Consider the following 22293-nt stretch of genomic DNA (forward strand, 5'->3'; position numbering starts at 1 on the left):
GTTTTTCGCTGATGTGACAACCGATTTGTGTCGCGAGCTTTTCCAGACTCAGTCCTTTTTCCAATCCTTGAGCACGGCGAAAGGATTGGGACGGACATCATCCTTCTCGCTGCTTTCGACCCGCTCACCGAAGCTCGCCCCCTGCTTGCGCGGATAGGGGTCGATTGCCAGCGCCGCGTGTTCCGTGACGGTCACGCCCACATCGATGGTGTCGCCGCTGAACATGTCGGGAAGATCGGGGCCATCCGGATCGAGAATCATCTCGCCCGAGTCATTGGCGGCGATCCGCGCCAGCCGCGAACCCTCCGGCACGAAGATTGCTTCGACCGGCTCATCGAGCTCCGCTTCCACCGGCTCCAGCGTCACCACGCAGGCCTGGACGATCTTCGCCTTGACCCTGCCCTTGATCTTGACGCCGTCCTTCTTCCAGCGGGCGATCTGCAGATCGGAGGAGAGCGACAGCACGTCCGACACATCCCACAGATCGCGCAGCGCCTTGCGTTCGGCTTCATTGGCCTCGAGATGAACCGTCACGGCATTGGCGGAGATATGGCCAACCTTGACCGGAAAGGAAAACGCGGGTTTCTCGTCGTGGTTCATCGTCAAGTCCTTTCGGGCGGCGTCGCCGCCCAAGATGGTGCTGCCGGTAGCGGCTCCGGCGTCGCGGTGCGGTGCCTCAGGCAGCCGCATCGGCCAGGTCGATCCGGCCGGTTTCTACGACATCCTCTCCCACTTCCGCAAGCTGCGCTTCAGCACGCAACATATAGCTGGCGAGCCCATCCATGGAGAGGGCCGGATCCTCCGTCTGCGGGTGGAAATTGCGCTTCAGCGCCGCCGCCAGCTCGTCGCCATCCTTATTGTCCAGCGCCGCCGCATAGCTTTCCAGCCGGCCGTAGAACATCGAGGCGAACTTCTTCATCTTTTTCGGCACGCTGACGTCGCCGACGCCCAGCTCGCGGATCGAATGATCGACATCCTCGAAGAAGGCGTCGATGATTTCCTGCGCGATCTCCTGCCCCGCCCGGCCGGAACTGCGGGTGCGGCGAAAATAGAGGATCAGCGTTGCCGACAGCATTTCGAAGCGTCCCATCACCGTGTCGGGAACGCCAAGATCGGTATAGAGATAAGGCCGCCGGGCGGCCGCGGTCAAAAGATCGTACTGGCGCGCGACAATGGCCGCATTGCTGTTTTTTTTGCCGAACAGTCCGAATATCATCATAAAGCCCAAGTTTGACCGCTTCAAAATGCGCCGGCCCGCGCATCCTGTTATTGCATGATCGCTGAAGCTGGTTTACCGAAGCAGGCACGAAATGCAATGGCGCATCTGCCAGCGTTACCTTGAGGGAGATGTCGTTGACGAAACGGTATTTCAAGTCAGACATGAAATTTCTGAGCAACGTCACTTTTACATTGGCAATTTGCGCAACGACCCTTTCGGGCTGCAAGACGGCCGAAGTGCTGAACACCAGCCAGACCATCAATCAGGGTTATGTCGTCGATCAGGAAACGCTGGCCTTAGCACCGGTCGGCTCCAGCCGCGAACAGGTGCTGCTGTCGCTCGGCACACCGTCGACCACCGCAACCTTCGACAATGAAGTGTTCTACTACATCTCGCAGAAGCGTCAGCGGCCGGTTGCCTTCATGAAGCCGAAGCTGGTCGACCAGAGCGTTCTTGCCGTCTATTTCGACAAGGAAGGCGTCGTCTCGCAACTGGCCCACTACACGATGCAGGACGGCAAGGTCTTTGACGTGATTTCCCGCACGACGCCGACCGGCGGCAAGGAAATGACCTTCCTCGGCCAGTTGCTCTCCGGCAACGGCATCGGCAAGACCATGGCCCGGTCGATCTTCTCCGACGGTTCCGACTACGGCAAAAAGTAGCAGCCTCGACCCTATTGCCCTCGATACGAAAAGCCCGCGGAAGAGACTTCCGCGGGCTTTGTGCTTGTGGCGTGACACCCATAGGCGCAACCGGGCGCCTGTGGGATGCAATCAGGCGAGAACCGCCAGAAGCAGAAGTGCGACGATGTTGGTGATCTTGATCGCGGGGTTGACGGCGGGGCCGGCCGTATCCTTGTAGGGATCGCCGACCGTATCGCCGGTGACGGAAGCCTTGTGGGCTTCCGAGCCCTTCATGTGCCGCGTGCCGTCCTTGTCGACAAAGCCGTCTTCGAAGCTCTTCTTGGCATTGTCCCAGGCGCCGCCGCCCGAGGTCATCGAAATCGCAACGAACAGGCCGTTGACGATCACGCCGAGCAGGGACGCACCGAGCGCCGCAAAGGCAGAGGCCTTCGAGCCGGACAGCGCCAGCACGCCGAAATAGACGACGATCGGCGCCAGCACCGGCAAAAGGGACGGCACGATCATTTCGCGGATCGCGGCCTTGGTCAGCATATCGACGGCGCGGCCATAGTCCGGCTTGTCCGTTCCTGCCATGATGCCCGGCTTTTCCTTGAACTGGCGGCGGACTTCTTCCACCACCGAACCGGCGGCCCGGCCGACGGCAGTCATGGCAATGCCGCCGAACAGGTAGGGAATGAGCCCGCCGAAGATTAGGCCGGAGACGACATAGGGATTGGACAGATCAAACGAGATCACCCCGATATCGGCAAAATAGGGATACTTGTCGCCGTTTGCCGCGAAATATTTGAGATCGTTCGAATAGGCCGCGAACAGCACCAGCGCGCCGAGGCCGGCCGAGCCGATCGCGTAACCCTTGGTGACCGCCTTGGTGGTATTGCCGACGGCATCGAGCGCATCTGTCGATTTGCGCACCTCCGGCGGCAGATGCGACATCTCGGCAATACCGCCGGCATTGTCGGTGACCGGACCGAAGGCATCGAGCGCCACGATCATGCCGGCAATGCCGAGCATGGAGGTGACCGCGATACCCGTGCCGAACAGGCCTGCCAGCTGATAGGTCGAAATGATGCCGCCGACGATGACGATTGCCGGCAGCGCGGTGGATTCCAGTGACACCGCAAGCCCCTGGATGACGTTGGTGCCGTGACCGCTGACGGAGGCCTGGGCGATCGAATTCACCGGCCGCTTGTTGGTGCCCGTATAATATTCGGTGATCACCACGATCAGTGCGGTGACGACGAGGCCAAGAATGCCGCAGATGAACAGGTTGGCACCGGTGATGTCCTTGCCCTCGATGGCGCCGATCGAGCCCCAACCAATGGTCAGAGATGTCGCCGCGCCAAGGCCGACGATCGACAGCAGGCCGGTGACGATGAGGCCCCTGTAGAGCGCGCCCATGATTGAGCCGTTGGAGCCGAGCTTGACGAAGAAGGCGCCGATGATCGAGGTGATGATGCAGGCGCCGCAGATGGCCAGAGGATAGGCCATGACAACCGCAAGGTTCGCAGCGCCGGCAAAGAAGATCGACGCAAGGACCATGGTCGCGACGATCGACACCGCATAGGTCTCGAACAGGTCGGCCGCCATGCCGGCGCAATCGCCGACGTTGTCGCCGACGTTGTCGGCAATCGTCGCCGGGTTGCGTGGATCGTCTTCCGGAATGCCGGCTTCCACCTTGCCGACGAGATCGCCGCCGACATCGGCGCCCTTGGTGAAGATGCCGCCGCCGAGACGGGCGAAGATCGAGATGAGCGAAGCGCCGAAGCCGAGCGATACCAGCGAGTCGATCACTTCACGCGAGCCTTCCGGCAAACCGAGGCCGGCCGTCAGCACGAGGTAGTAGATCGACACGCCGAGCAGCGCCAGGCCGGCGACCAGCATGCCGGTGATGGCACCGGACTTGAAGGCGATACCGAGGCCGGCCGCAAGGCTGACGGAGGAGGCCTGCGCCGTGCGCACGTTGGCCCGGACGGAGACATGCATGCCGATGAAGCCGGCAGCGCCGGACAGGACAGCGCCAATCAGAAAGCCGATGGCGGCGGTGGCGGAGAGAAGAACCCAGGCCGCGATGAATACGACAGCGCCGACGAGGGCAATGGTCTTGTATTGACGGGTGAGATAGGCCTGCGCCCCCTCGCGTATGAAGCCTGCAATCTCTTGCATGCGGGCATTGCCCTGGTCGGCGGCAAGCACCGACTGCGTCGCCCAGATGGCATAAACCACCGAAAGCAACCCGCATGCGATAACACCCAGTAATATGGTCATATCGCACTTTCCTCCGTTTAAGCCTGCGGGCTCACTCCGTTCCACAGGCCCCCAAAAAGCGCTGCGGACCGTGCCTCCTCTTCAAGCGACGGTAGCAGACGTGGCCGCAGAGTGCGGTGACGAATCGGGATCGTCAAGCGGCCATAAACGGAAAAACCCACGTTTTTCGGTATGTTGGCGGCAGCTTACGGGAGCGGGAAAGCAGTTTCGGCGTCAAATCTCAGGCGGGACGCCGCTTTTCGGCGAAAAACAGCGAAATCAGCAACAAAAGGCAGAAAGCCGTCACAGGCCAGACCGCAGCGCTCAGCATGTCCCAGCCATAAGCGGTCAGCACCTTGCCGGAACCGAAGGAGGCAAGCGCGACCGCAGTGAACAGGATGATGTCGTGGAAGCCCTGCACCTTGTCTGCCTCCTGCGGCCTGTAGCTCGAGGCGACGATCGCCGTCGAACCGATGAAGCCGAAGTTCCAGCCGGCGCCGAGCAGGATCAGCGCGCCCCAGAAATTCCACAGCGCGATCCCCGCATGGGCAACCAGCGCGCAGAGCATCAGGATCACCAGGCCGCAGGCGACGATCCTTTCGGCGCCGTAGCGGCTGACCAGCATGCCGGTGAAGAAGCTTGGCGCGAACATCGCCAGCACATGCCACTGGATGCCGAGCGTCGCCATGTCCTGCGAAAAGCCGCAGCCGACGACCATGGCGATCGGTGCGCCGGTCATCATGAAGGTCATCAGCGCATAGGTGGAGATGCCGCAGATCATGCCGGTGAGAAAGCGGTGCGTGCCGACGATCTGCCGCAGCGGTCGCACAGGCCCGATTGGGGCGGCTCCGGCAACCGGCCGCAGGTCGGGCAGCCGGAGGAACGCCATTATGGCAATTGCCACGAAACAGGTCGGGATCACCGCGAGGAAGGCGCCGGCGAAGAAAACCGGCGCGAGCATGTCCTTGGTCAGGATGACGAGCTGCGGGCCGAGCACGGCGGAAACCATGCCACCGGCCAGGATCCAGGAAATCGCCCGCGGTTTGTAGAAGCTGGGCGAGGCATCGGCCGCGGCAAAGCGCAGTTTCTGGGTAAAGCCCCCGGCCACACCCGATACGCACAGGCCGAGCGCAAACAGCCAGAAGTCGGTGAGAAACAGCGCATAGGCCGCAAGCATACCGCCAAAGGCGCCAAGCAGGGCGCCAACCATGAAGGCCGCCTTGCGACCAAGCAGCCTGGAGACGGCAGCGACGAAGACCGCACCAAGCGCCACGCCGACATTGAAGCCCGTGAGCGGGGCGGTCGCCAGCGACTTGTCGTCGCCGAGAAGCTGATAACCGGCGACGCCGCCGACGGCAAAGACGATCGGGCCGATCGTCCCGAGGATAGCCTGAGCAGCCGTCAGCAGATAGACATTGCGGCGGGCGCCGCGCAGCTCATGATCCATGTCCTGCACCGCGCCTGCCTGCACTGTCATCGGGTGATCCTACTTCTTGACGTCGGTTCTGATCGTCCGGGCGATCCGGTCCAGCACCGCATTGACGAGCTTCGGCTCGTCATCCTCGAAGAAGGCCTTGGCGATCTCGACATATTCGGTGACGATCACGGCGACGGGGACGTCCTTGCGCTCGCGAAGCTCGAACGTACCGGCGCGCAGGATGGCGCGGACCGTCGAGTCGAGACGCGACAGCGCCCAATCGTCCTGAAGGGCCGTGCCGATCAAGGGATCGAGCAGACGCTGGTCGCGCACGACGCCCGAAACGATCGAGCGGAACCAGGAGGCGTCGGCCTTCAGATAGGTGTCGCCGTCGAGTTCCTGGCCCAGCCGGTGGGCTTCGTATTCGGCGACGATCTCCAGCACGCCGGTGCCGCCAATGTCCATCTGGTAGAGAGCCTGCACGGCGGCCAGACGGGCAGCCCCGCGCTGGTTTGCCTGCTTGATCGGCGGATCGGAAGGAATATCGCTCACAGTTCGCCGCCCAGCTTGAGTTTCAGGTCGATCATGGTCAGCGCCGCGCGGGCGGCAAAACCGCCCTTGTCGCCTTCGCTCTTCCTTGCGCGCCCCCAGGCCTGGTCGTCGTTCTCGACAGTCAGGATACCGTTGCCGAGGGCAAGGCTTTCGCTGACGGCAAGGTCCATCAGGGCACGCGAGGATTCGTTGGCGACGATGTCGAAGTGGTAGGTCTCGCCGCGGATGACCATGCCGAGCGCGACGAAGCCGTCATACTCGGTGCCGCCATTGTCGGCGCCGTCGAGCGCCATGGCGATCGCGGCAGGAATTTCGAGCGCGCCGGGAACCGTCACGACGTCATAGGTCGCGCCGGCCTCTTTCAGCGCCGAGGTCGCACCATCGAGCAGAGCGTCGGCCATGTCGTCATAGAAGCGCGCTTCCACAATGAGGATATGTGGTTTCTCGGTATCGGACATTTGTCACCTGTCTGAAATGGGGGGCCGGACATCTCCAGCGCAGGCGGCGGTCAAATCATGCCAAGGCCCGGTTGGCAAGCATTTTTCGCGGCCAGGCGCCGATTCCGGTCAGGCCGCGGCAGGGGTAACTGAGCGAAAGGCGCCAATTGCTATTGCCTTTTCAATCTCATGGCACCTCGATAAAACGTTCCGGAGGCAAGAAGGACATGACAGATATGCAAAAACCGATCGTCAACCCCGCCGAACTCGAACTGGAACACTGGACCGAGGGCACGTTCTTCGAATCCCGCGACGCGTCCTTCGGCGCGCAACTGGGCCTTAAGCACCTCGGCATCGGCTACGGCGAAGTGCCGCCGGGCAAGTCCGGCTGTCCGTTTCACAATCACCATATCGAGGAAGAGCTGTTCGTCATCCTAAGCGGCGAAGGCGAATACCGCTTCGGCCCTGACCGCTACGCCGTGAAGGCCGGAGACGTTCTCGGCGCCCCCTCGGGCGGCCCCGAAACGGCCCATCACCTGATCAATACCGGCACCGCACCGCTCAAATACCTGTCGATCTCGACCAATGCGAAGGCCGAAATCGTCGAATATCCGGATTCCGGCAAGTTCCTGGCAAAGTCCCGTGATGCCGCCGGCGGCAAGCCGCGCTTCCGCTTCGTCGGTCGGCGGGAAAGCGAAGTCGATTATTGGGACGGCGAGCCGGGAATCTGATCCTATGACGATATCGCATTTTAAACCGGACTGAACAGCCTCATGCACAGCGTCCCCACCATCGAGACAGAACGCCTGATCCTGCGCCCTTACCGGCGTGACGATTTCGGCCCCTACAGCACGCTTTTCGCCGATCCCGAGGTGACGCGCTTCATCGGCGGCGTGCCGTTCTCGCGCGAACAGGCCTGGACGCGGTTTCTGCGTCAGGTCGGCATGTGGCACTATTTCGGCTTCGGCTTCTTCGCGCTGCAGGACCGCGAGACCGGCCAGTTCATCGGCGAAGCCGGTTTTCACGACCTCCACCGCGTCATCACCCCCTCGCTGGAAGGCACGATGGAGACCGGCTGGGCGCTTTCCCCCCGCTCGCACGGCCGCGGCCTTGCCACCGAGGCCGTCGGCGCTGCGCTGCGCTGGGGCGAGCAGCAGTTTCCGTCGCTTAAAAAGACCTGCATCATCGACGTCGCCAACCTCGCCTCGCTCAGGGTGGCGTCGAAGCTGCACTTCAGGGAAGCGCGCCGGACGGTCTATCACGGCGCTCAGGTGATCCTGCTGGAGCGGTAGGTCCGGAATGTCGCAGCCCTTCCCATTACCCCATACCAGGCGCGACACCGCGATGGTCAAGCGGACCGATCAGGTTTAGAGTCCGTGTGGCGGCGCGTTCGCCGCCTCACACGACAAGGATGGCTCTGCACCATGACGGGCGAGCATGTTCAGCGCAGGCTTGCCGCCATACTTGCGGCCGATGTCGTCGGCTACTCGCGCCTGATGGAGACCGACGAGGCCGGCACGCTGGCTCGGCTGAAGGCGTTGCGCTGCGCCGTTATCGACCCGGCCGTGGCGCGCCATTGCGGCCGCATGGTCAAACTGATGGGCGACGGCGCGCTGCTGGAGTTTGCCAGCGCCGTCGAGGCGGTGACCTGTGCCATGGAGATCCAGAAACAAGTGCCCGAGTATGATCCCGGCAGCTCTCCCGAAAACCGGATCCGGTTCCGCATCGGCATCAATGTCGGCGACGTGATCGTCGATGGAGACGACATATACGGCGACGGCGTCAACGTCGCGGCGCGGATCGAGGCCCTGGCGCAGCCCGGCGGCATCTACATCTCCCGGTCCGCCGCCGATCAGGTGCGCGACAAGGTTCCCGTCGGGATCGAAAGCCGTGGGTCGCAGACGGTCAAGAACATCGCGCGGCCCATCGAGATTTTCTGCCTCGTCAACGGTGACGCCCTCGCCGCCGCATCATCTCAACCGTCGTCAACGGAAAAGACCTCGATTGCCGTGCTCGCCTTCAACAACATGAGTGGGGACACCGACCAGGAATATTTTTCGGACGGGATCAGCGAGGACATCATCACCGATCTTGCAAAACTCTCGGAACTGCATGTCATCGCCCGCAATTCCTCTTTCGTTTACAAGAAAAGCCCGGTTTCGATCCGCGATGTCGCTGCCGCGCTCGGCGTGCGCTATGTCCTTGAGGGCAGCGTGCGCAAGGCCGGCAACAGGGTGCGGGTCACCGCGCAGCTGATCGACGCAATGACAGGCGGCCATGCCTGGGCCGATCGCTTCGACCGGGATCTCACGGATATCTTCGCCGTCCAGGACGAACTCACCCAGCAGATCGTCGCGGCGCTCAAGGTCAGGCTGACGACGTCGGAAAAGGACCGTCTCTCCGGCAAGCGGATCGTTGATATCGCCGCCTACAACTATTTCCTGCAGGGGCGTGACCAGATGTGGCTCCACACGCGGGCCGGCAATATCAACGCCCGGGCCTTGATGGCAAAGGTGATCGATATCGATCCGAATTATGCGGCGGCCTACGCGTACACCGGTTTCACCCACATCAACGACTATGTGAACGGCTGGGCCGCCGAACCGGATAGCACTCTGGCGAAAGGCCTCGATCTCGCCCGCCGCGCAGTCGCCATGGACGACGAAGAGCCGGAAGCGCATTTCGCCATGGGGGTGGGGCTGCTGTGGAGCCGCGAGATCGACAGCGCGCTCGATGCCGCGGCGCGCTGCATTGCCCTCAAGCCCAGTTCGGCGGACGCGCGCGTTCTCAAGGCTCACATCCAGATCTTCAGCGGCCTTGCCGCCGACGCGGTCGAGACACTCGAAAGCTACATGCAGCTCGATCCCTTCTATCCTGAAATTGCGCTGCAATTTCTCGCCGAAGCGCAGGTCTCGCTCGGTCGTTTCGAGCTCGCCGCCGAGACGCTCCGCAAGCGGCTGGTGCGCAATCCGGCCTCCGCCACGGCCTACGCCTTGCTGGCGTCGTGCTGTGGCCACCTCGGACGAACCGAGGAGGGTCGCGCCGCCTGGACGCAAGCGTTAAAGATCGATCCCGACTATTCGATCGAACACCGCCGGCATGTCATGCCGTACAAGAACCCTGCCGATTTCGAACTGCGTGTCGAGGGTCTCCGGCGGCTGGGCCTTGCTGTTTGATATAGCCGCCCGCAGCGCCGGCGTCGCCGAGGATCGCGTCACCTCTGCGACAGGCAATGGGTGGGTACAACACCTCACCCCTTCGGCGCTGGAAACTCCGCCAGACGCGCCGCATAGCGCGCCATTGTGTCGACCTCGAAATTGACGAAATCGCCCGCCTTGCGCTGCCCCCAGGTCGTCACCTCAAGCGAGTGGCGGATCAAAAGCACGTCGAACTCCTCGCCGTCGACGGCGTTGACGGTCAGCGAGGTGCCGTCGAGGGCGACCGATCCCTTCGGTGCCACGAATTTCGCCAGATGGTCCGGTGCACGCAGGCGAAAGCGGGTCGCCTCGCCTTCCGTTTCGACCGACAGGATTTCCGCCTTGCCGTCGACATGGCCGGAGACGAGGTGGCCGCCGAGTTCGTCGCCGATCTTCAGCGAGCGTTCGAGATTGATGGCCTGTCCCGCCGTCCAGGACGAGATCGTCGTCAGGCGTAGCGCCTCTTCCCAGGCCTCGACCTCGAACCAGCGGCCGTTGGCGCCCTCCTCCGGCAGCGTCGTCACTGTCAGGCAGACGCCGGAGCAGGCAATCGAGGCGCCGATGTCGATGCCCTTCGGATCATAGGCCGTGGCGATGCGCAGCTTGATGCCCTCGTCGAGCGGGGTGATCGTTTCGACGGTGCCGATATCGGTGATAATGCCGGTGAACATCAGGGAGCTCTTTCGTATTCGTAGGTATCGAGAAGGTCGTCGCCGAAAGTGTCCGTCCGCCTATGGACGAAGCCGACGGGCAAGAGGTTCCGGTCAAGTGGGGATGGGACCCCTTGTTCGCCAAGGGTCGATGGCCCGGTAAACAACAAAATCCGGTCGACAAGCCCGGCATTGAGAAACGTCTGCGCCGTCCGTGCGCCGCCTTCGACCAACAGCGAGGAAATCCCCCGCGTCGCCAGCGCTGCGAGCAGATCGCCGGGCTCGGCCGGATCGCAGACCACCACTTCGACACCAGCCGCTTCCAGTGCCCGGCTCCGCTCGGAAAACGCGACGTTTCCCTCACGCTGGCCTGTTACGACCATGACGGGAACGTTGCGGGCCGTCTGCACGAGCCTGGACGTCAGCGGCAGGTCGAGATCGCCATCGATGACGATGCGCAGCGGCGAGCGGTGCTCAAGCCCCGCAAGACGCACCGTCAGTTCCGGATCGTCGGCAACGGCCGTGCCGATGCCGACGAGGATCGCATCGGTCTCGGCGCGCAGCCTGTGCACGAACTCGCGGGCCGGCGTGCCGGTGATGCGCACCTGCCCCTGGCCCTTGATCCCGATCATGCCGTCGGCGGAAACCGCAAGTTTCAGGGTAACATGGGGCCGGTTGTTGCGCTTGCGCATGAGGTAGGCCTCGAGCTCGCGCTCGCCCGCGCCCTCCAGCACCCCCGTCACCACCTCGATGCCCGCCGCGCGCAGCATGGCAAGCCCGCGGCCTGCGACCCGTTCGTCGGGGTCCGTCACCGCAACGACGACACGCGCAATACCGGCCACAATCAGAGCTTCGGCGCAAGGTGGCGTCTTGCCGTGATGCGAGCAGGGTTCGAGCGTCACATAGGCCGTTGCGCCGCGCGCCGCCTCCCCGGCCACGGCCAGAGCGCCGGTCTCCGCATGCGGCCGGCCGCCGAGCGCCGTGACGGCGCTGCCGACGATCCTCTGGCCCTCGCCATCGTCACGGACGATCACGCAACCGACAGAGGGATTGGAGCCGGTTGCGCCAAGGTGCTGGTGGGCGAGCTTAAGCGCCTGCGCCATGAACCGTTCGTCGTCCGCCCTGTCCGCCCTATCCGCCATGTCGATGCCGTTTCGTCCTCAACCCGGAAATGTCAAACGCCGCCTTTCGGCGGCGTCGGTTTTGATCATGCCCCAGGATCGCGGGCAATCTTGGCGCTGATCTCGGCGATCACTTTTTCGAAATCCTCCGCATGGGAGAAGTCGCGATAGACCGAAGCGTAGCGGACGAACGCGACGTCATCGAGCCCCTTCAACGCCTCGAGCACCTGCAGACCGATCTCTTCGGACGAAATTTCCGTCTCGCCGGAGCTTTCGAGCCGCCGGACGATGCCGGAGACGGCCCGCTCGATCCGGTCGCGGTCGACCGGCCGCTTGCGCAGCGCGATTTCGAACGACCGCAACAGCTTGTCGCGGTCGAACGGCGCCTTGCGGCCGGTCTTCTTCAGGATCATCAGTTCCCGCAACTGCACCCGCTCGAAGGTCGTGAAGCGTCCGCCGCAATCCGGGCAGATGCGCCGGCGGCGAATGGCGGCGCCGTCCTCTGCAGGACGGCTATCCTTCACCTGGCTGTCTTCCGATCCGCAATAGGGGCAGCGCATCCGGGCTCCTCGATCAGAGGTAGGGGTACATCGGGAAGCGGTCGGTCAGCTTGACGACCTTTTCACGAACGCTTGCTTCGACAGCAGCATTGCCTTCATCCGAGTTCGCCACCTTCAGGCCGTCGAGGACTTCGACGATCAGATTGCCGATCTCGCGGAATTCCGCTTCCTTGAAGCCGCGCGTCGTGCCGGCCGGCGTGCCGAGACGGATGCCGGAGGTGACGAAGGGCTTTTCCGGATCGAACGGGATGCCGTTCTTGTTGCAGGTGACGTAAGCGCGACCGAGTGCTGCTTCGGCGCGCTTGCCGGTGGCGTTCTTCTTGCGCAGGTCGACCAGCATCAGGTGGTTGTCGGTGCCGCCCGAGACGATGTCCAGACCGCCGGCTACCAGCGTCTCGGAGAGCGCCTTGGCGTTCTTGACGATCTGCGCCGCATAATCCTGGAACTCCGGCTTCAGCGCCTCGCCGAAGGCTACGGCCTTTGCAGCAATGACATGCATCAGCGGACCGCCCTGCAGGCCCGGGAAGACGGCCGAGTTGAACTTCTTCGCCAGATCCTCGTCATTGGTGAGGATCATGCCACCGCGCGGCCCGCGCAGCGACTTGTGCGTCGTGGTCGTCGCAACATGGCAATGCGGGAACGGCGACGGATGCTGGTTGCCGGCAACCAGGCCGGCGATATGGGCCATGTCGACCATCAGATAGGCGCCGATCTCATCAGCGATCTCGCGGAAGCGCTTCCAGTCCCAGATGCGGGAGTAAGCGGTGCCGCCGGCGATGATGAGCTTCGGCTTGTGGGTGCGCGCCTTTTCGGCAACGGCGTCCATGTCGAGCAGGTTGTCGCCCTCGCGCACGCCGTAGGACACGACGTTGAACCACTTGCCGGACATGTTGACCGGCGAACCGTGGGTCAGGTGACCGCCCGAGTTGAGGTCAAGACCCATGAAGGTGTCGCCCGGCTGCAAGAGCGCCAGGAATACCGCCTGGTTCATCTGCGACCCCGAGTTCGGCTGAACATTGGCGAAGTTGACGCCGAACAGCTTCTTGGCGCGTTCGATCGCCAGCTCTTCGGCGATGTCGACGAACTGGCAGCCGCCGTAGTAGCGCTTGCCCGGATAGCCCTCGGCATATTTGTTGGTCATGATCGAGCCTTGCGCTTCCAGAACGGCGCGCGAGACAATGTTTTCCGAGGCGATCAGCTCGATTTCGTGACGCTGGCGGCCGAGTTCCTTCTCGATCGCGCCAAAAATGTCCGGATCGCTGTCGGCAAGGGAACGGCTGAAGAAAACGTCAGTGGCGGCGGAAGAAACGCTCATTCTCAAAGCTCCTGTGAGACCGTGGCACGCTGTTTATCGTCCTCGCATGGCAAGGGCAATACGGGCTGTGCGATTTGCGCCATTTCCCCCACCTGCCGCGCCGGGAAAGCGGCAAGGGTTGGAATGCAAAGGGCCGGAATGCAAAAGGGCCGCGCCCCTTCCAGGAGGCACGGCCCTTTCAATCGGGTCGCTGGCCTTATTGCGGCAGATTTTCCTGCTCGACCGCACCGACCACCTGCTCGACGCCGGTGGTCGTCTGCAGCGCAAGCTGCTGCTCGCCATCCATCTGATAGATGTCGTCGCGGAACTGGACGATACCGTCCATGGCAGCCCAGGCGGTGATGTATTTGAAGTAGACGGGAACTTCGACGGCAAGCTGGATCGGCGAGTTCTGGCCCGAACGGATCGTCGCCTCGATCTGCTGGCGCGACCAGCCGGGCGTGTCGCGCAGAAGCCATGTCGTCAGATCGCGCACGTTCTGGACGCGCACGCAACCCGACGATTCGAAGCGGGCCAGCTTGTTGAACAGCCCCTGCTGCGGCGTATCGTGCATGTATTCGTTGTTTTCGTTATGGAAATTGATCTTGGTCGAGGCCATGGCATTGGTCTTGCCGGGGTCCTGGCGGAATGTCAGGTTCGGCGCCTTCTCGGCATTCCAGTCGATCGTTTCCGGCGCAACCTCGTTACCCTTGCCGTCGATGAGGCGGATCGAATTCTTCTTCAGATATTCCGGATCCTTGCGCATCAGGGGAACGATGTCCTTCTCGACGATCGAGCGCGGAGACGTCCAATAGGGATTGAGGATAACCTCGTAGATCTTCGAGTTGATGATGTGGGTCGGGCGGCTGATGCGGCCGACGACGGCCGTATGGCGCGTCGCAACGCGGCCGTTTTCGACCGCCTCGATATAGGCGGCGGGAATGTTGACGACGACGTAGCGGCTGCCGAGGTCGCCTGACATGGACTGCAGCCGGACGATATTGGTGTTCAGCTGCCCAAGACGAACATCCGCCGGGATGTTCATGGCCTTGATGGAATATTCGCCGAGCACACCGTCGGCCGGCAGCCCGTGGCGGGCCTGGAAGCGCTTGACCGCGCCGTCGACATAGCTGTCGAAGGAATTGGAAATCCCCGCGGACTGCGAAAGGTCGCCGGAGATGATCAGGCGCTGGCGCAGCGCCTGCACGGCGGGATCGGAAACGCCCATCTCCAGGCGAACCGCCGAATTGACCTCGGGCCAGCCGCCGGCAGAGACGATCTGCTGATACTGGGCAATGGCGTTCTGCGTGTTGGCGAGCGTGTCGATACCGAAAATCGGATTGTTGGAGACAACCGCGGTGGCGCTGCGCGAGGCCTTGGCGTCGAACTGGTCGTCCCAGCTCCCGCGCCGCGGCGCGTTGATGATCTCGTCGAGCGCGTCTTGCGCCAATGCGCCACCGGCCCAGGTCGCGGCACCCAAGGCTGCGGCCGAACGCAGAAAGCTGCGGCGTGAGAAAGCATCAATTCCGTTTTTCTTCGACATAGTCCCTACCATTTAATGCTGCGACGCAAAACGCAGCGCTATCACAGATATGGTTAACAAACGCAAACTATACCCGGCCCCTGCCCGGTTCCCATGCGTGAGAGCGCGACCGCAAATTGCCGTCCGTGTCCCATCGGCAACAGAAGAATCGGTGAGTCCTGACGCGCATTCTTAGCCCTCGTCGCTGTCACAGTAATATGGCCAATTCGTGTCGCCTGCGGCCCCTGCCGATCGCCCGTTTCCGTAACATGCTGATTGCCGTGGGATTCCGGCAACAAGAGCGCAACAGCAAGACCGATCTCCTTGGCTCCGCGGCTCCGCCAAAACGAGGCCGCCTGCGCGACAGCCCAGGTCGGCATACAATTTAAACGGTAACTCGCGATTTCGAAAGATGTATCTTGATGCCTCGTGGTTGCGGTGAGATCGCAACTTGCAGCTTTGCTCCAAGCCCTGAGCGCTGACGATAGAGCGCTCGCACCGCGTCCTTGGCTTGCCGTATGACAGTTCGGGGCAGATCCCCGCGGGACGCAGGCAGCGTGCGCCAAAACGCGCGAACGGGTGCGCTCGTCACGCACCCGTCAGCAAGACATCACGCATTTACGGCTGTGCCCAGCCCATTGGCGCTTAGAGCTTGTAGAGCATCGTGTCGTTCCAGAAGCGGTCGAGACGCTGCAGCAGCTTGTTCATCTGGCCGAACTCGTCGGTGCCGATGCCCCCGACCTTCTGGATGGAGCCGATATGGCGCTCATAGAGCTTGGCGACCGTCTCGGCGATCTCCTGGCCATCATCGGTCAGGCTGATGCGGACCGAGCGGCGGTCGATGCGCGAGCGCTGGTGGTTGATGAAGCCGAGGTCAACCAGCTTTTTAACATTGTAGGATACGTTGGAGCCGAGGTAATAGCCGCGCGAGCGCAGTTCTCCGGCTGTCAGTTCGGAATTGCCGATGTTGAAGAGGAGAAGCGCCTGGACGGCGTTGACGTCCGAGCGGCCCGAGCGGTCGAATTCGTCCTTGATGACGTCCAGGAGACGGCGGTGGAGACGCTCGACGAGGTGGAGGGATTCCATGTAGAGCGAACGGATCGCGTCTTCATGCGGATCTTTGACGGCAACGGCCTGCGGCTTCATTTTGGTGTTCATGATGACTGCCTCACTGTTTTGTTTGGCGGTGTCTGTTTGTCTTCCCGCCTTGAGTGAGACACTATCGAATACGTATAAAATTCGACTTAAACTACAGCCTTAACAGCGCCTTACCATCCACAGCCCTTGTCTCAAGGTAAATCATTTCTTGCAGCCTTGGCCTGTTTGGCCCGCTGGTAGAGCATCACGAGCCGGAAAAGCACGTAGGTGACGGCGATCGAGCCGTGCATCATCAAGAGCATCGGCTTCTTCCCGAAAATCTCCGGATAGAGGCCGAACATGGTGGCTTCCGTCGCTGCCGCGACCACGAACAGCACCGGTCCCCAGGAGACCAGAAGCCACAGCCCGAGGGCCGCCACCGGATATACAACGGCAAGTGCCGTGGCCGCCACCCGCCAGGGCACCGGCAACAGGTCGAACCGCCCACTCCCCTCGAACGAGAAGCCGATCAACAGCGCCCAGTAATTGAGCCCGAACCAGAAACACGCGACGGCAACCAGCCGCAGCAACAACCCGAAGATCGTTTCCGTCAGCGACAGTTTTGGCACTTTCACAGAATCAGGAGCCATGGCGCGGAAGATAGGCGGCCGAGCGCCGGTTGGCCAGACAGGTATTTTTCGACTGGCGGCCGCCAGGACGACGTTTGGCCGGCTTGGATGCCCCGAGGCCGTCCGGCTACCCCGACAAAAGCCGTCCACACCGTTGCCAGGCACGTCTTCCTGGCTGCCGGCACTCATGCTGATGGTCGGCATCTCTCCTTTTCCGGATGGTCATTACGTCTAAAAGAGAAGCGCGCCTGCGGAGATTTGCAGGTAATTATGGACAGCAGGAAACGCAACAACAACGTGACGAAACGACCATGGGGAAGGCCCTTGCCGTGAACGAAAACGACATGTCGAAATGGGATGTCGACCTCGAAAACAAGCTGACCGCCTACACCCTCCTCGAGTGGGGCACAGCCACCGCGGACCCGTACCACGTCATCATGCGGATCGGGTACGCCATCTCCAAGAAGGAGTGGGATCTCTACCGGGATACGGACATTTCTCCGCATCAGCTCCAGGTCGCGATGTCGCCCGCCGCGGCCAAGGAACTCGGCACCTATCTGATCCGCTACGCCAAGAAGCTGGAGAAACAGGTCCCGGCCAAGCGCATGCAGAACTAGCGTCAGCCATGAGCGGCGGGCGGGCTTGCGCGCGAATTATCTGAAGTTCGATAAATCCAGAAGCACCATTGCCTGCCGCTTGCCATTATAGGCACGCGTCGCAACGTCCAGGATTTTCGGACGCAGCTTGTCAAAGGCGGCGAGATAGTCCTGCTCCGCCGCGGTCCTGGTCACCAGTCCCTTGGCAAGAACGTCGGCAGTCACAAAGAATTTCACCTCGAACATGCCATCGTAACCGGTAAACCGGATACGCCTCTTGGCTTCGTCGTAGCTGCGGGCACTGTTGGGAAACGAGAGCGTCATGACGCACTTTCAATTTTGCAAGAGACGGTACCAATTACCGCATCGCGAAATAGGCGACGAAGATCAGCGACAAGACAGGGGACGACTTGATCAGGAACGTCACCACGGATACGACCGGCAAGCTGGACTTAAACATTTTCGGGTCTCCTCCCGTCCTGTTTATTCACCTGGTGAAGTGCGCTTCGCCCATTCTTCCAGCTGTAGACGGCAATGCCCGCCTTGGAGACACAGGGCGCATTCATGTCAGAGAACGGCTGGTCCGCGCCGCTGGCCATGGCATGCGACGTCTGGCTTCGCACGGACAGTCTGAACCGGTTGTGCAGAGAATAGATCAGTTCGGCGCACTCAACCAGTGGCGCAGCCGGTCGCTTCAGGTCCACGCCACAGTGGCGGCTCTCGGCGATGGATCTCAGATCGATGGAATCGACAAAATCTTGCTGAATGGTGGAAGACACGACGTCCTCCTTTGATTGGGGCTAGGGTATGACAGCCCTCAAGCGGCAGCGCCCGCACAAACTGCTGCCGAAGGGGGAAACATGCGCTAATTGCAGCTTACATACAAGACAATTTTACCGAGAACCGTTTGACACATGCACCGGAGCGGCGGCGAAACAGACGCCGGTTTCGCGATGTGGCGAGCGTTCACCGTCTCCCGGGGCAAAGACGGTGAGCGCTTGAGCCCATGCCTTGCGAGCCGCAGGCGCCGCGAACGACCGTGGTTGCCGGCCTTAATGCATGCCCAGAAACTGCTGCAGTTCCGGCGTCTTCGGATTGGCGAACACCTCTTCCGGCCGGCCGATCTCATGGACGCGGCCCTGATGCATGAACACGACGCGCGAGCAGACGTCGCGGGCGAATTTCATTTCATGCGTCACCATCAACAGCGTCATGCCTTCCGCGGCAAGCTCGCGAACCACCGCCAGCACTTCGGCCACCAGCTCGGGGTCGAGCGCCGAGGTGATCTCGTCGCAGAGCAGCGCGATCGGCTGCATCGCCAGGGCGCGTGCGATCGCGACGCGCTGCTGCTGGCCGCCGGAAAGCTCGTCCGGATAGGCCTCGAACTTGTGCCCCAGCCCGACGCGGTCGAGCATCTTGCGCGCCATTGCCTCGGCTTCGGCCTTTGCGGTCTTCTTGACGACGCTCTGGGAGAGCATGACGTTGCCGCCGGCCGTCAGATGCGGAAAGAGGTTGAACTGCTGGAAGATCATCCCGACCTTCAGCCTGAGCGCCTTCAGGTGCACCTCGTCGTCGATGAGTTGCGCGCCGGCGACCGAGATCGAGCCTTGGGTGATCGTCTCCAGCCCGTTGATGCAGCGAAGCAGCGTCGACTTGCCCGATCCGCTCTTGCCGATGATGGCGATCACCTCGCCGGGCTCGACGTCGAGATTGATGCCTTTCAGAACCTCGTTGGTGCCGTAGCTTTTGCGGACCTCAGTGATTTCGATGAGCGACATTGAGCTTCCTTTCGAGAATTTGGCTGCTCTTGGACAGAGGCCAGCAGAGCGCGAAATAGATGAGGGCGACGAGGCCGTAGACCGTGAAGGGTTGGAAGGTGGCGTTGGTGACGACGGTCCCGGCCTTCGACAGCTCGACGAACCCGATGATCGAGGTCAGTGCCGTTCCCTTGACGACCTGCACCGAGAAGCCGACGGTCGGCGGGACGGCGATCTTCAGCGCTTGCGGCAGGATGACGTAGCGCATCTGCTGCAGCCGCCCCATGCCGAGGCTGGCGGACGCCTCCCATTGCCCCCTGGCGATCGATTCAACACAGCCGCGCCAGATTTCGGCGAGGAACGAGGCCGTCCACAGCACGAGCGCCAGACCGGCAGCCAGCCAGGCCGGCACGTCGATGCCGAAGAGACCAAGGCCGAAGAAGGCGAGGAAAAGCTGCATCAGCAGCGGCGTGCCCTGGAACAGCTCGATGTAATATTTGGCGAAGGCGCGCGCTGCCTTGCGCTTGCTGATGCGCAGGAAAAGCAGGAGCAGGCCGACCGCCCCTCCCCCTACGAAGGAGACGAGCGAGAGCAGGATGGTCCAGCGCGTCGCCAGCAACAGATTGCGCAGGATGTCCCATGTGGAAAATTCGATCATCGCGCCGCCCTCCGGGGAAAGATGAAGCCGCCGACGACGACCAGCGCCTGGCGCAGCAGGATCGCGAGGCAGAGATAGATCAGGGTCGAGACGATATAGGCCTCGAAGGCACGGAAGGTCCGCGACTGGATGAAATTGGCCGCAAAGGTGAGGTCTTCGGCGGCGATCTGCGAGACGACCGATGAGCCGAGCATGACGATCACCACCTGCGACGACAGGGCCGGCCAGATGCGCTGCAGCGAGGGCACCAGCACGACATGACGGAAGGTCTCGAAGGGCGTCATGGCGAGGCTGGCGCCTGCCTCGAACTGGCCTTTCGGCGTCGCCTGGATGCCGGCGCGGATGATCTCGCAACTATAGGCGCCGAGATTGACCACCATGGCGATGTTGGCGGCCGTCAGTTCGCCAAGCTGCAGGCCGAGCGACGGCAGGCCGAAGAAAATGAAGAAAAGCTGGATCAGGAACGGGGTGTTGCGGATCAGCTCGACATAAGTGGCCACGATCGGCTTCAGCCACGAAGGTCCAAGCGCACGCGCCCAGGCACAGAATGTGCCCAACGATATTCCGAGCACCGCGCCGACGGCAATCAGCTGGAGGGTTGTCAGAACGCCCTTGAGGATCTGCGGATAATATTCGGCCAGCCAGCCGAATTCGAAAATATAGGTCACGTTGTGTCGTCCCCTCGCTCGTCAGCAGCGGTTCCGCCATCCCGCAAGCCTGCGGGATGGCGGCTTTCGATCCGATCAGAGGTCAGCCGGAAGGTCGGCGCCGAGCCACTTCTGCGAGATGCCGTTGAGCGTGCCGTCCGTCTTGGCAGCGGCGATGATGGCGTTGACCTTTTCGAGCAGCGCCGGCTCCTCCTTGTTGAGGCCGATATAGCAGGGCGAGTTCTTGATCAGGAACTTCAGCTCAGGGCGCTTCGGCGGGTTCTTGGCGAGGATCGCGGCTGCGACCACGTTGCCGGTCGCCACCACGTCCACCTGGCCGGAGAGGAAGGCGGAGATCGTGCCGTTATTGTCCTCGTAGCGCTTGATGACGGCGTCGGCCGGGGCAATCTTGGTGAGTTCCAGATCCTCGACGGCACCACGGGTGACGCCGACCGTCTTGCCGGAAAGTTCCTCGGCCTTGGTCACGGCAACATCGGCGGGTGCGAAGACGCCGTTGAAGAACGGCGCGTAGGGGGTCGAGAAATCGATGACCTTTTCGCGTTCGGCATTCTTGCCGAGGCTCGAAATCACCAGATCGACCTTGTTGGTCTGCAGGTAGGGGATGCGGTTGGCGCTGGTGACCGGCACCAGTTCGGTCTTCACGCCGAGCTTTTCGGAAATGAGATTGGCAATGTCGATGTCGTAGCCCATCGGCGCCATGTCGGTGCCGACGCTGCCGAAGGGCGGGAAGTCCTGCGGAACGGCGACGCGGATCGTGCCGCGCGCGGTGATGTCGGCAAGCGCGTCGGCGCGGGAGGCCGAAGCCGTGGCAAAGATAGCGGCAACGGCCATTGCCGCGGCGGCGAGATGTCTGGTGAATGTCATGCTGTTCTCCTTTTACGATTATTTCTTCGGGACGGGACGGCCGCTTCTGTCGATTGCGCGGCCGCGGGTGGAAGGGAAAGCGAGGTGCGCAGGTCCGACAGCGGATCGCGGCGCGACGTCAGGTCGAGACCTTCCTCGACCTCCTCGAGATGCGCGATGCTGAGTTCGGCGGCTCTCGCGAAATCGCCAGTCTCCAGCGCAGCGACGATCGTGCAGTGGCCGAGGTGGGACTGCATGGCGTGGAAATCCGACTGGTAGAGCAGGGAAATCAGGATTGTCCGTGCCGTCAGGTCGCGCAGGATGTCGATAAGCACGCCATTGCCGCTGAGCTCGGCGAGGCGGATGTGGAAATCGCCCATCAGGCAGGTCAAGCGCTGCTTGTCGCCGGCGGCGATCGCTTCCTTTTCCTCGGCGAGATGCGCGTGCAGCTTCTCCCGCCCGGCGTCCGTCAATTCACTCATCGAGCGAAGCAGGCCGGATTCGATGACACGCCGGGCGGCGTATACCGTCATGGCTTCGCCGGCCGAGGGTTCGGCCACGAACCAGCCGCGGCGCGGGCTGACATGGACAATGGCGCGGGTCTCGAGCCGCATCATCGCCTCCCGCACCCGCGTACGCGAGACGCCGAACACCGTTGCCAGCTGGTTCTCGCTGAGGCGGGTGCCGGGTTTGATGCGCGCCGAAAGGATACCGGCGACGATGGACCGCTCGATATCATCCTGCGCTGTCTGTGCTGTATGTAAATCTTGCATACCAGACAGGAGAGCAAACCGCGTGCCAGGTTTCAAAAGGCTGCCACGTCAAGCACTTAGTACCTTACCGCGATGAGCTTGATGAAAAATGCGGCAGGAGACCTGCTCATCTGGTGTTTTTTGCTTCAAGGCTCGTGATACCGAAATCGATCTGGTTGCGTCCGCCTCCCCGCAGTTTCCCCGCTGATCCCCGCCCCGAAAACCTGTGCCATGATCGTGGCGTTCCGTCATCGGCTACCCCGCGAGGCGTCGCGGCGAGGCGGGACCGGTGCCGGGTTAAGGAAGGACGTGAGCCTTTGCCCGGTGGACCGGCAGAAAATGGTTTCCCTCTCGTCTGAAACAGGACGGGGCGTGCCTGTGAGGCACACATCAGGACCGGCGACTGGGCTTGCGACGAGCAATTCCTTTCGTGGCGCCGTCGATGCTGGAGCAATC

25 protein-coding genes are annotated in these 22293 nt (G+C 62.3%); 5 read left to right on the top strand and 20 right to left on the bottom strand.

Annotated elements, in window-relative coordinates; genetic code table 11:
• Nucleotides 1-48: 48 nt before the first annotated feature.
• Both A3AY_RS0112645 and A3AY_RS0112650 read right to left on the bottom strand, forming a co-directional pair.
• On the bottom strand, nucleotides 49-600 hold the full coding sequence (locus A3AY_RS0112645) for a YceD family protein (RefSeq protein ID WP_026203380.1): 552 nt from the start codon (nucleotides 598-600) through the stop codon (nucleotides 49-51).
• Between the two features lie 76 nt (nucleotides 601-676).
• Nucleotides 677-1216: a ubiquinol-cytochrome C chaperone family protein gene (locus tag A3AY_RS0112650; RefSeq protein ID WP_026203381.1), complete on the bottom strand. Its 540-nt coding sequence runs from the start codon at nucleotides 1214-1216 to the stop codon at nucleotides 677-679.
• Between the two features lie 131 nt (nucleotides 1217-1347).
• Here A3AY_RS0112650 and A3AY_RS0112655 point away from each other — a divergent pair, with 131 nt between their 5' ends.
• Nucleotides 1348-1881: an outer membrane protein assembly factor BamE gene (locus A3AY_RS0112655; RefSeq protein ID WP_083925959.1), complete on the top strand. Its 534-nt coding sequence runs from the start codon at nucleotides 1348-1350 to the stop codon at nucleotides 1879-1881.
• A gap of 111 nt (nucleotides 1882-1992) precedes the next feature.
• Here A3AY_RS0112655 and A3AY_RS0112660 read toward each other — a convergent pair whose 3' ends face one another.
• The 4 genes from A3AY_RS0112660 to ribH all read right to left on the bottom strand — a co-directional run bounded on the left by A3AY_RS0112660 (nucleotide 1993) and on the right by ribH (nucleotide 6534).
• Nucleotides 1993-4128: a sodium-translocating pyrophosphatase gene (locus A3AY_RS0112660; protein WP_018326035.1), complete on the bottom strand. Its 2136-nt coding sequence runs from the start codon at nucleotides 4126-4128 to the stop codon at nucleotides 1993-1995.
• A gap of 220 nt (nucleotides 4129-4348) precedes the next feature.
• A complete protein-coding gene (locus A3AY_RS0112665) occupies nucleotides 4349-5584 on the bottom strand; it encodes an MFS transporter (RefSeq protein ID WP_018326036.1) in 1236 nt (411 codons plus the stop codon).
• Nucleotides 5585-5593: 9 nt separating this feature from the next.
• Nucleotides 5594-6076 (bottom strand): transcription antitermination factor NusB, encoded by a 483-nt coding sequence (gene nusB, locus A3AY_RS0112670; RefSeq protein WP_018326037.1) that lies wholly within the window; start codon nucleotides 6074-6076, stop codon nucleotides 5594-5596.
• Nucleotides 6073-6534, bottom strand: a complete 462-nt coding sequence (ribH, locus tag A3AY_RS0112675) for a 6,7-dimethyl-8-ribityllumazine synthase (RefSeq protein WP_018326038.1) — start codon at nucleotides 6532-6534, stop codon at nucleotides 6073-6075. The genes nusB and ribH overlap by 4 nt, the downstream gene beginning before the upstream one ends.
• A 206-nt stretch (nucleotides 6535-6740) precedes the next feature.
• Here ribH and A3AY_RS0112680 point away from each other — a divergent pair, with 206 nt between their 5' ends.
• The 3 genes from A3AY_RS0112680 to A3AY_RS0112690 all read left to right on the top strand — a co-directional run bounded on the left by A3AY_RS0112680 (nucleotide 6741) and on the right by A3AY_RS0112690 (nucleotide 9689).
• Nucleotides 6741-7244 carry a cupin domain-containing protein gene (locus A3AY_RS0112680; protein ID WP_018326039.1) on the top strand — a complete coding sequence of 168 codons (504 nt, stop codon included), beginning with the start codon at nucleotides 6741-6743 and terminating at the stop codon, nucleotides 7242-7244.
• 42 nt (nucleotides 7245-7286) lie between these two features.
• Nucleotides 7287-7805, top strand: a complete 519-nt coding sequence (locus tag A3AY_RS0112685) for a GNAT family N-acetyltransferase (protein WP_018326040.1) — start codon at nucleotides 7287-7289, stop codon at nucleotides 7803-7805.
• 132 nt (nucleotides 7806-7937) lie between these two features.
• Nucleotides 7938-9689 (top strand): adenylate/guanylate cyclase domain-containing protein, encoded by a 1752-nt coding sequence (locus A3AY_RS0112690; RefSeq protein WP_018326041.1) that lies wholly within the window; start codon nucleotides 7938-7940, stop codon nucleotides 9687-9689.
• Between the two features lie 74 nt (nucleotides 9690-9763).
• Here the strand turns inward: A3AY_RS0112690 and A3AY_RS0112695 are convergent, their stop codons facing one another.
• The 7 genes from A3AY_RS0112695 to A3AY_RS0112725 form a co-directional block, all read right to left on the bottom strand.
• Nucleotides 9764-10381, bottom strand: a complete 618-nt coding sequence (locus A3AY_RS0112695; RefSeq protein WP_018326042.1) for a riboflavin synthase — start codon at nucleotides 10379-10381, stop codon at nucleotides 9764-9766.
• A complete protein-coding gene (ribD, locus tag A3AY_RS0112700; RefSeq protein WP_018326043.1) occupies nucleotides 10381-11502 on the bottom strand; it encodes a bifunctional diaminohydroxyphosphoribosylaminopyrimidine deaminase/5-amino-6-(5-phosphoribosylamino)uracil reductase RibD in 1122 nt (373 codons plus the stop codon). Before ribD ends, A3AY_RS0112695 begins: the two co-directional genes overlap by 1 nt.
• Nucleotides 11503-11567: 65 nt before the next feature.
• Nucleotides 11568-12041, bottom strand: a complete 474-nt coding sequence (nrdR, locus tag A3AY_RS0112705) for a transcriptional regulator NrdR (RefSeq protein WP_018326044.1) — start codon at nucleotides 12039-12041, stop codon at nucleotides 11568-11570.
• Between the two features lie 13 nt (nucleotides 12042-12054).
• Nucleotides 12055-13356, bottom strand: coding sequence for a serine hydroxymethyltransferase (gene glyA / locus A3AY_RS0112710; protein WP_018326045.1), 1302 nt, complete (start codon nucleotides 13354-13356; stop codon nucleotides 12055-12057).
• A 196-nt stretch (nucleotides 13357-13552) separates the two neighbouring features.
• Nucleotides 13553-14878 (bottom strand): L,D-transpeptidase family protein, encoded by a 1326-nt coding sequence (locus A3AY_RS0112715; RefSeq protein WP_018326046.1) that lies wholly within the window; start codon nucleotides 14876-14878, stop codon nucleotides 13553-13555.
• Nucleotides 14879-15502: 624 nt separating this feature from the next.
• A complete protein-coding gene (gene ldtR / locus A3AY_RS0112720; RefSeq protein WP_018326047.1) occupies nucleotides 15503-16015 on the bottom strand; it encodes a transcriptional regulator LdtR in 513 nt (170 codons plus the stop codon).
• A gap of 131 nt (nucleotides 16016-16146) precedes the next feature.
• Complete coding sequence (locus A3AY_RS0112725) at nucleotides 16147-16767, bottom strand: DUF6163 family protein (RefSeq protein ID WP_018326048.1); 621 nt, start codon at nucleotides 16765-16767, stop codon at nucleotides 16147-16149.
• 107 nt (nucleotides 16768-16874) lie between these two features.
• Here A3AY_RS0112725 and A3AY_RS0112730 point away from each other — a divergent pair, with 107 nt between their 5' ends.
• Nucleotides 16875-17180, top strand: a complete 306-nt coding sequence (locus tag A3AY_RS0112730) for a hypothetical protein (protein ID WP_018326049.1) — start codon at nucleotides 16875-16877, stop codon at nucleotides 17178-17180.
• 36 nt (nucleotides 17181-17216) lie between these two features.
• On the opposite strand, the gene A3AY_RS0112735 is transcribed toward A3AY_RS0112730, so the two are convergent.
• From A3AY_RS0112735 to A3AY_RS0112770, 7 genes are all read right to left on the bottom strand, one after another.
• Complete coding sequence (locus A3AY_RS0112735) at nucleotides 17217-17483, bottom strand: DUF1488 family protein (RefSeq protein WP_018326050.1); 267 nt, start codon at nucleotides 17481-17483, stop codon at nucleotides 17217-17219.
• Nucleotides 17484-17611: 128 nt separating this feature from the next.
• Entirely contained in the window at nucleotides 17612-17938 is a 327-nt protein-coding gene (locus A3AY_RS0112745) for a hypothetical protein (protein ID WP_018326052.1), read from the bottom strand.
• Between the two features lie 273 nt (nucleotides 17939-18211).
• Entirely contained in the window at nucleotides 18212-18937 is a 726-nt protein-coding gene (locus tag A3AY_RS0112750) for an amino acid ABC transporter ATP-binding protein (protein ID WP_018326053.1), read from the bottom strand.
• On the bottom strand, nucleotides 18915-19574 hold the full coding sequence (locus A3AY_RS0112755; RefSeq protein ID WP_018326054.1) for an amino acid ABC transporter permease: 660 nt from the start codon (nucleotides 19572-19574) through the stop codon (nucleotides 18915-18917). The genes A3AY_RS0112750 and A3AY_RS0112755 overlap by 23 nt, the downstream gene beginning before the upstream one ends.
• On the bottom strand, nucleotides 19571-20242 hold the full coding sequence (locus tag A3AY_RS0112760) for an amino acid ABC transporter permease (RefSeq protein WP_018326055.1): 672 nt from the start codon (nucleotides 20240-20242) through the stop codon (nucleotides 19571-19573). Before A3AY_RS0112760 ends, A3AY_RS0112755 begins: the two co-directional genes overlap by 4 nt.
• A gap of 75 nt (nucleotides 20243-20317) precedes the next feature.
• Nucleotides 20318-21073, bottom strand: a complete 756-nt coding sequence (locus tag A3AY_RS0112765) for a transporter substrate-binding domain-containing protein (RefSeq protein ID WP_234913181.1) — start codon at nucleotides 21071-21073, stop codon at nucleotides 20318-20320.
• 29 nt (nucleotides 21074-21102) lie between these two features.
• Nucleotides 21103-21858, bottom strand: a complete 756-nt coding sequence (locus tag A3AY_RS0112770) for a GntR family transcriptional regulator (protein WP_018326057.1) — start codon at nucleotides 21856-21858, stop codon at nucleotides 21103-21105.
• Nucleotides 21859-22293 lie beyond the last annotated feature (435 nt).

Source organism: Rhizobium giardinii bv. giardinii H152, from assembly GCF_000379605.1.
GTDB classification, from domain to species: Bacteria; Pseudomonadota; Alphaproteobacteria; order Rhizobiales; family Rhizobiaceae; genus Pararhizobium; species Pararhizobium giardinii.

What these genes read in the sequence shown, in the direction of transcription:
- A3AY_RS0112770 (WP_018326057.1), bottom strand. Translation starts at nt 21,858, where the DNA reads ATGCAAGATTTACATACAGCACAGACAGCGCAGGATGATATCGAGCGG.
- A3AY_RS0112680 (WP_018326039.1), top strand. Translation starts at nt 6,741, where the DNA reads ATGACAGATATGCAAAAACCGATCGTCAACCCCGCCGAACTCGAACTG.
- A3AY_RS0112735 (WP_018326050.1), bottom strand. Translation starts at nt 17,483, where the DNA reads ATGACGCTCTCGTTTCCCAACAGTGCCCGCAGCTACGACGAAGCCAAG.
- ribH (WP_018326038.1), bottom strand. Translation starts at nt 6,534, where the DNA reads ATGTCCGATACCGAGAAACCACATATCCTCATTGTGGAAGCGCGCTTC.
- A3AY_RS0112715 (WP_018326046.1), bottom strand. Translation starts at nt 14,878, where the DNA reads ATGTCGAAGAAAAACGGAATTGATGCTTTCTCACGCCGCAGCTTTCTG.
- A3AY_RS0112685 (WP_018326040.1), top strand. Translation starts at nt 7,287, where the DNA reads ATGCACAGCGTCCCCACCATCGAGACAGAACGCCTGATCCTGCGCCCT.
- ribD (WP_018326043.1), bottom strand. Translation starts at nt 11,502, where the DNA reads ATGGCGGATAGGGCGGACAGGGCGGACGACGAACGGTTCATGGCGCAG.
- A3AY_RS0112665 (WP_018326036.1), bottom strand. Translation starts at nt 5,584, where the DNA reads ATGACAGTGCAGGCAGGCGCGGTGCAGGACATGGATCATGAGCTGCGC.
- A3AY_RS0112645 (WP_026203380.1), bottom strand. Translation starts at nt 600, where the DNA reads ATGAACCACGACGAGAAACCCGCGTTTTCCTTTCCGGTCAAGGTTGGC.
- glyA (WP_018326045.1), bottom strand. Translation starts at nt 13,356, where the DNA reads ATGAGCGTTTCTTCCGCCGCCACTGACGTTTTCTTCAGCCGTTCCCTT.
- A3AY_RS0112750 (WP_018326053.1), bottom strand. Translation starts at nt 18,937, where the DNA reads ATGTCGCTCATCGAAATCACTGAGGTCCGCAAAAGCTACGGCACCAAC.
- A3AY_RS0112690 (WP_018326041.1), top strand. Translation starts at nt 7,938, where the DNA reads ATGACGGGCGAGCATGTTCAGCGCAGGCTTGCCGCCATACTTGCGGCC.
- ldtR (WP_018326047.1), bottom strand. Translation starts at nt 16,015, where the DNA reads ATGAACACCAAAATGAAGCCGCAGGCCGTTGCCGTCAAAGATCCGCAT.
- A3AY_RS0112765 (WP_234913181.1), bottom strand. Translation starts at nt 21,073, where the DNA reads ATGGCCGTTGCCGCTATCTTTGCCACGGCTTCGGCCTCCCGCGCCGAC.
- A3AY_RS0112655 (WP_083925959.1), top strand. Translation starts at nt 1,348, where the DNA reads ATGTCGTTGACGAAACGGTATTTCAAGTCAGACATGAAATTTCTGAGC.
- A3AY_RS0112730 (WP_018326049.1), top strand. Translation starts at nt 16,875, where the DNA reads ATGGGGAAGGCCCTTGCCGTGAACGAAAACGACATGTCGAAATGGGAT.
- A3AY_RS0112695 (WP_018326042.1), bottom strand. Translation starts at nt 10,381, where the DNA reads ATGTTCACCGGCATTATCACCGATATCGGCACCGTCGAAACGATCACC.
- A3AY_RS0112725 (WP_018326048.1), bottom strand. Translation starts at nt 16,767, where the DNA reads ATGCCGACCATCAGCATGAGTGCCGGCAGCCAGGAAGACGTGCCTGGC.
- A3AY_RS0112755 (WP_018326054.1), bottom strand. Translation starts at nt 19,574, where the DNA reads ATGATCGAATTTTCCACATGGGACATCCTGCGCAATCTGTTGCTGGCG.
- nrdR (WP_018326044.1), bottom strand. Translation starts at nt 12,041, where the DNA reads ATGCGCTGCCCCTATTGCGGATCGGAAGACAGCCAGGTGAAGGATAGC.
- A3AY_RS0112650 (WP_026203381.1), bottom strand. Translation starts at nt 1,216, where the DNA reads ATGATATTCGGACTGTTCGGCAAAAAAAACAGCAATGCGGCCATTGTC.
- A3AY_RS0112660 (WP_018326035.1), bottom strand. Translation starts at nt 4,128, where the DNA reads ATGACCATATTACTGGGTGTTATCGCATGCGGGTTGCTTTCGGTGGTT.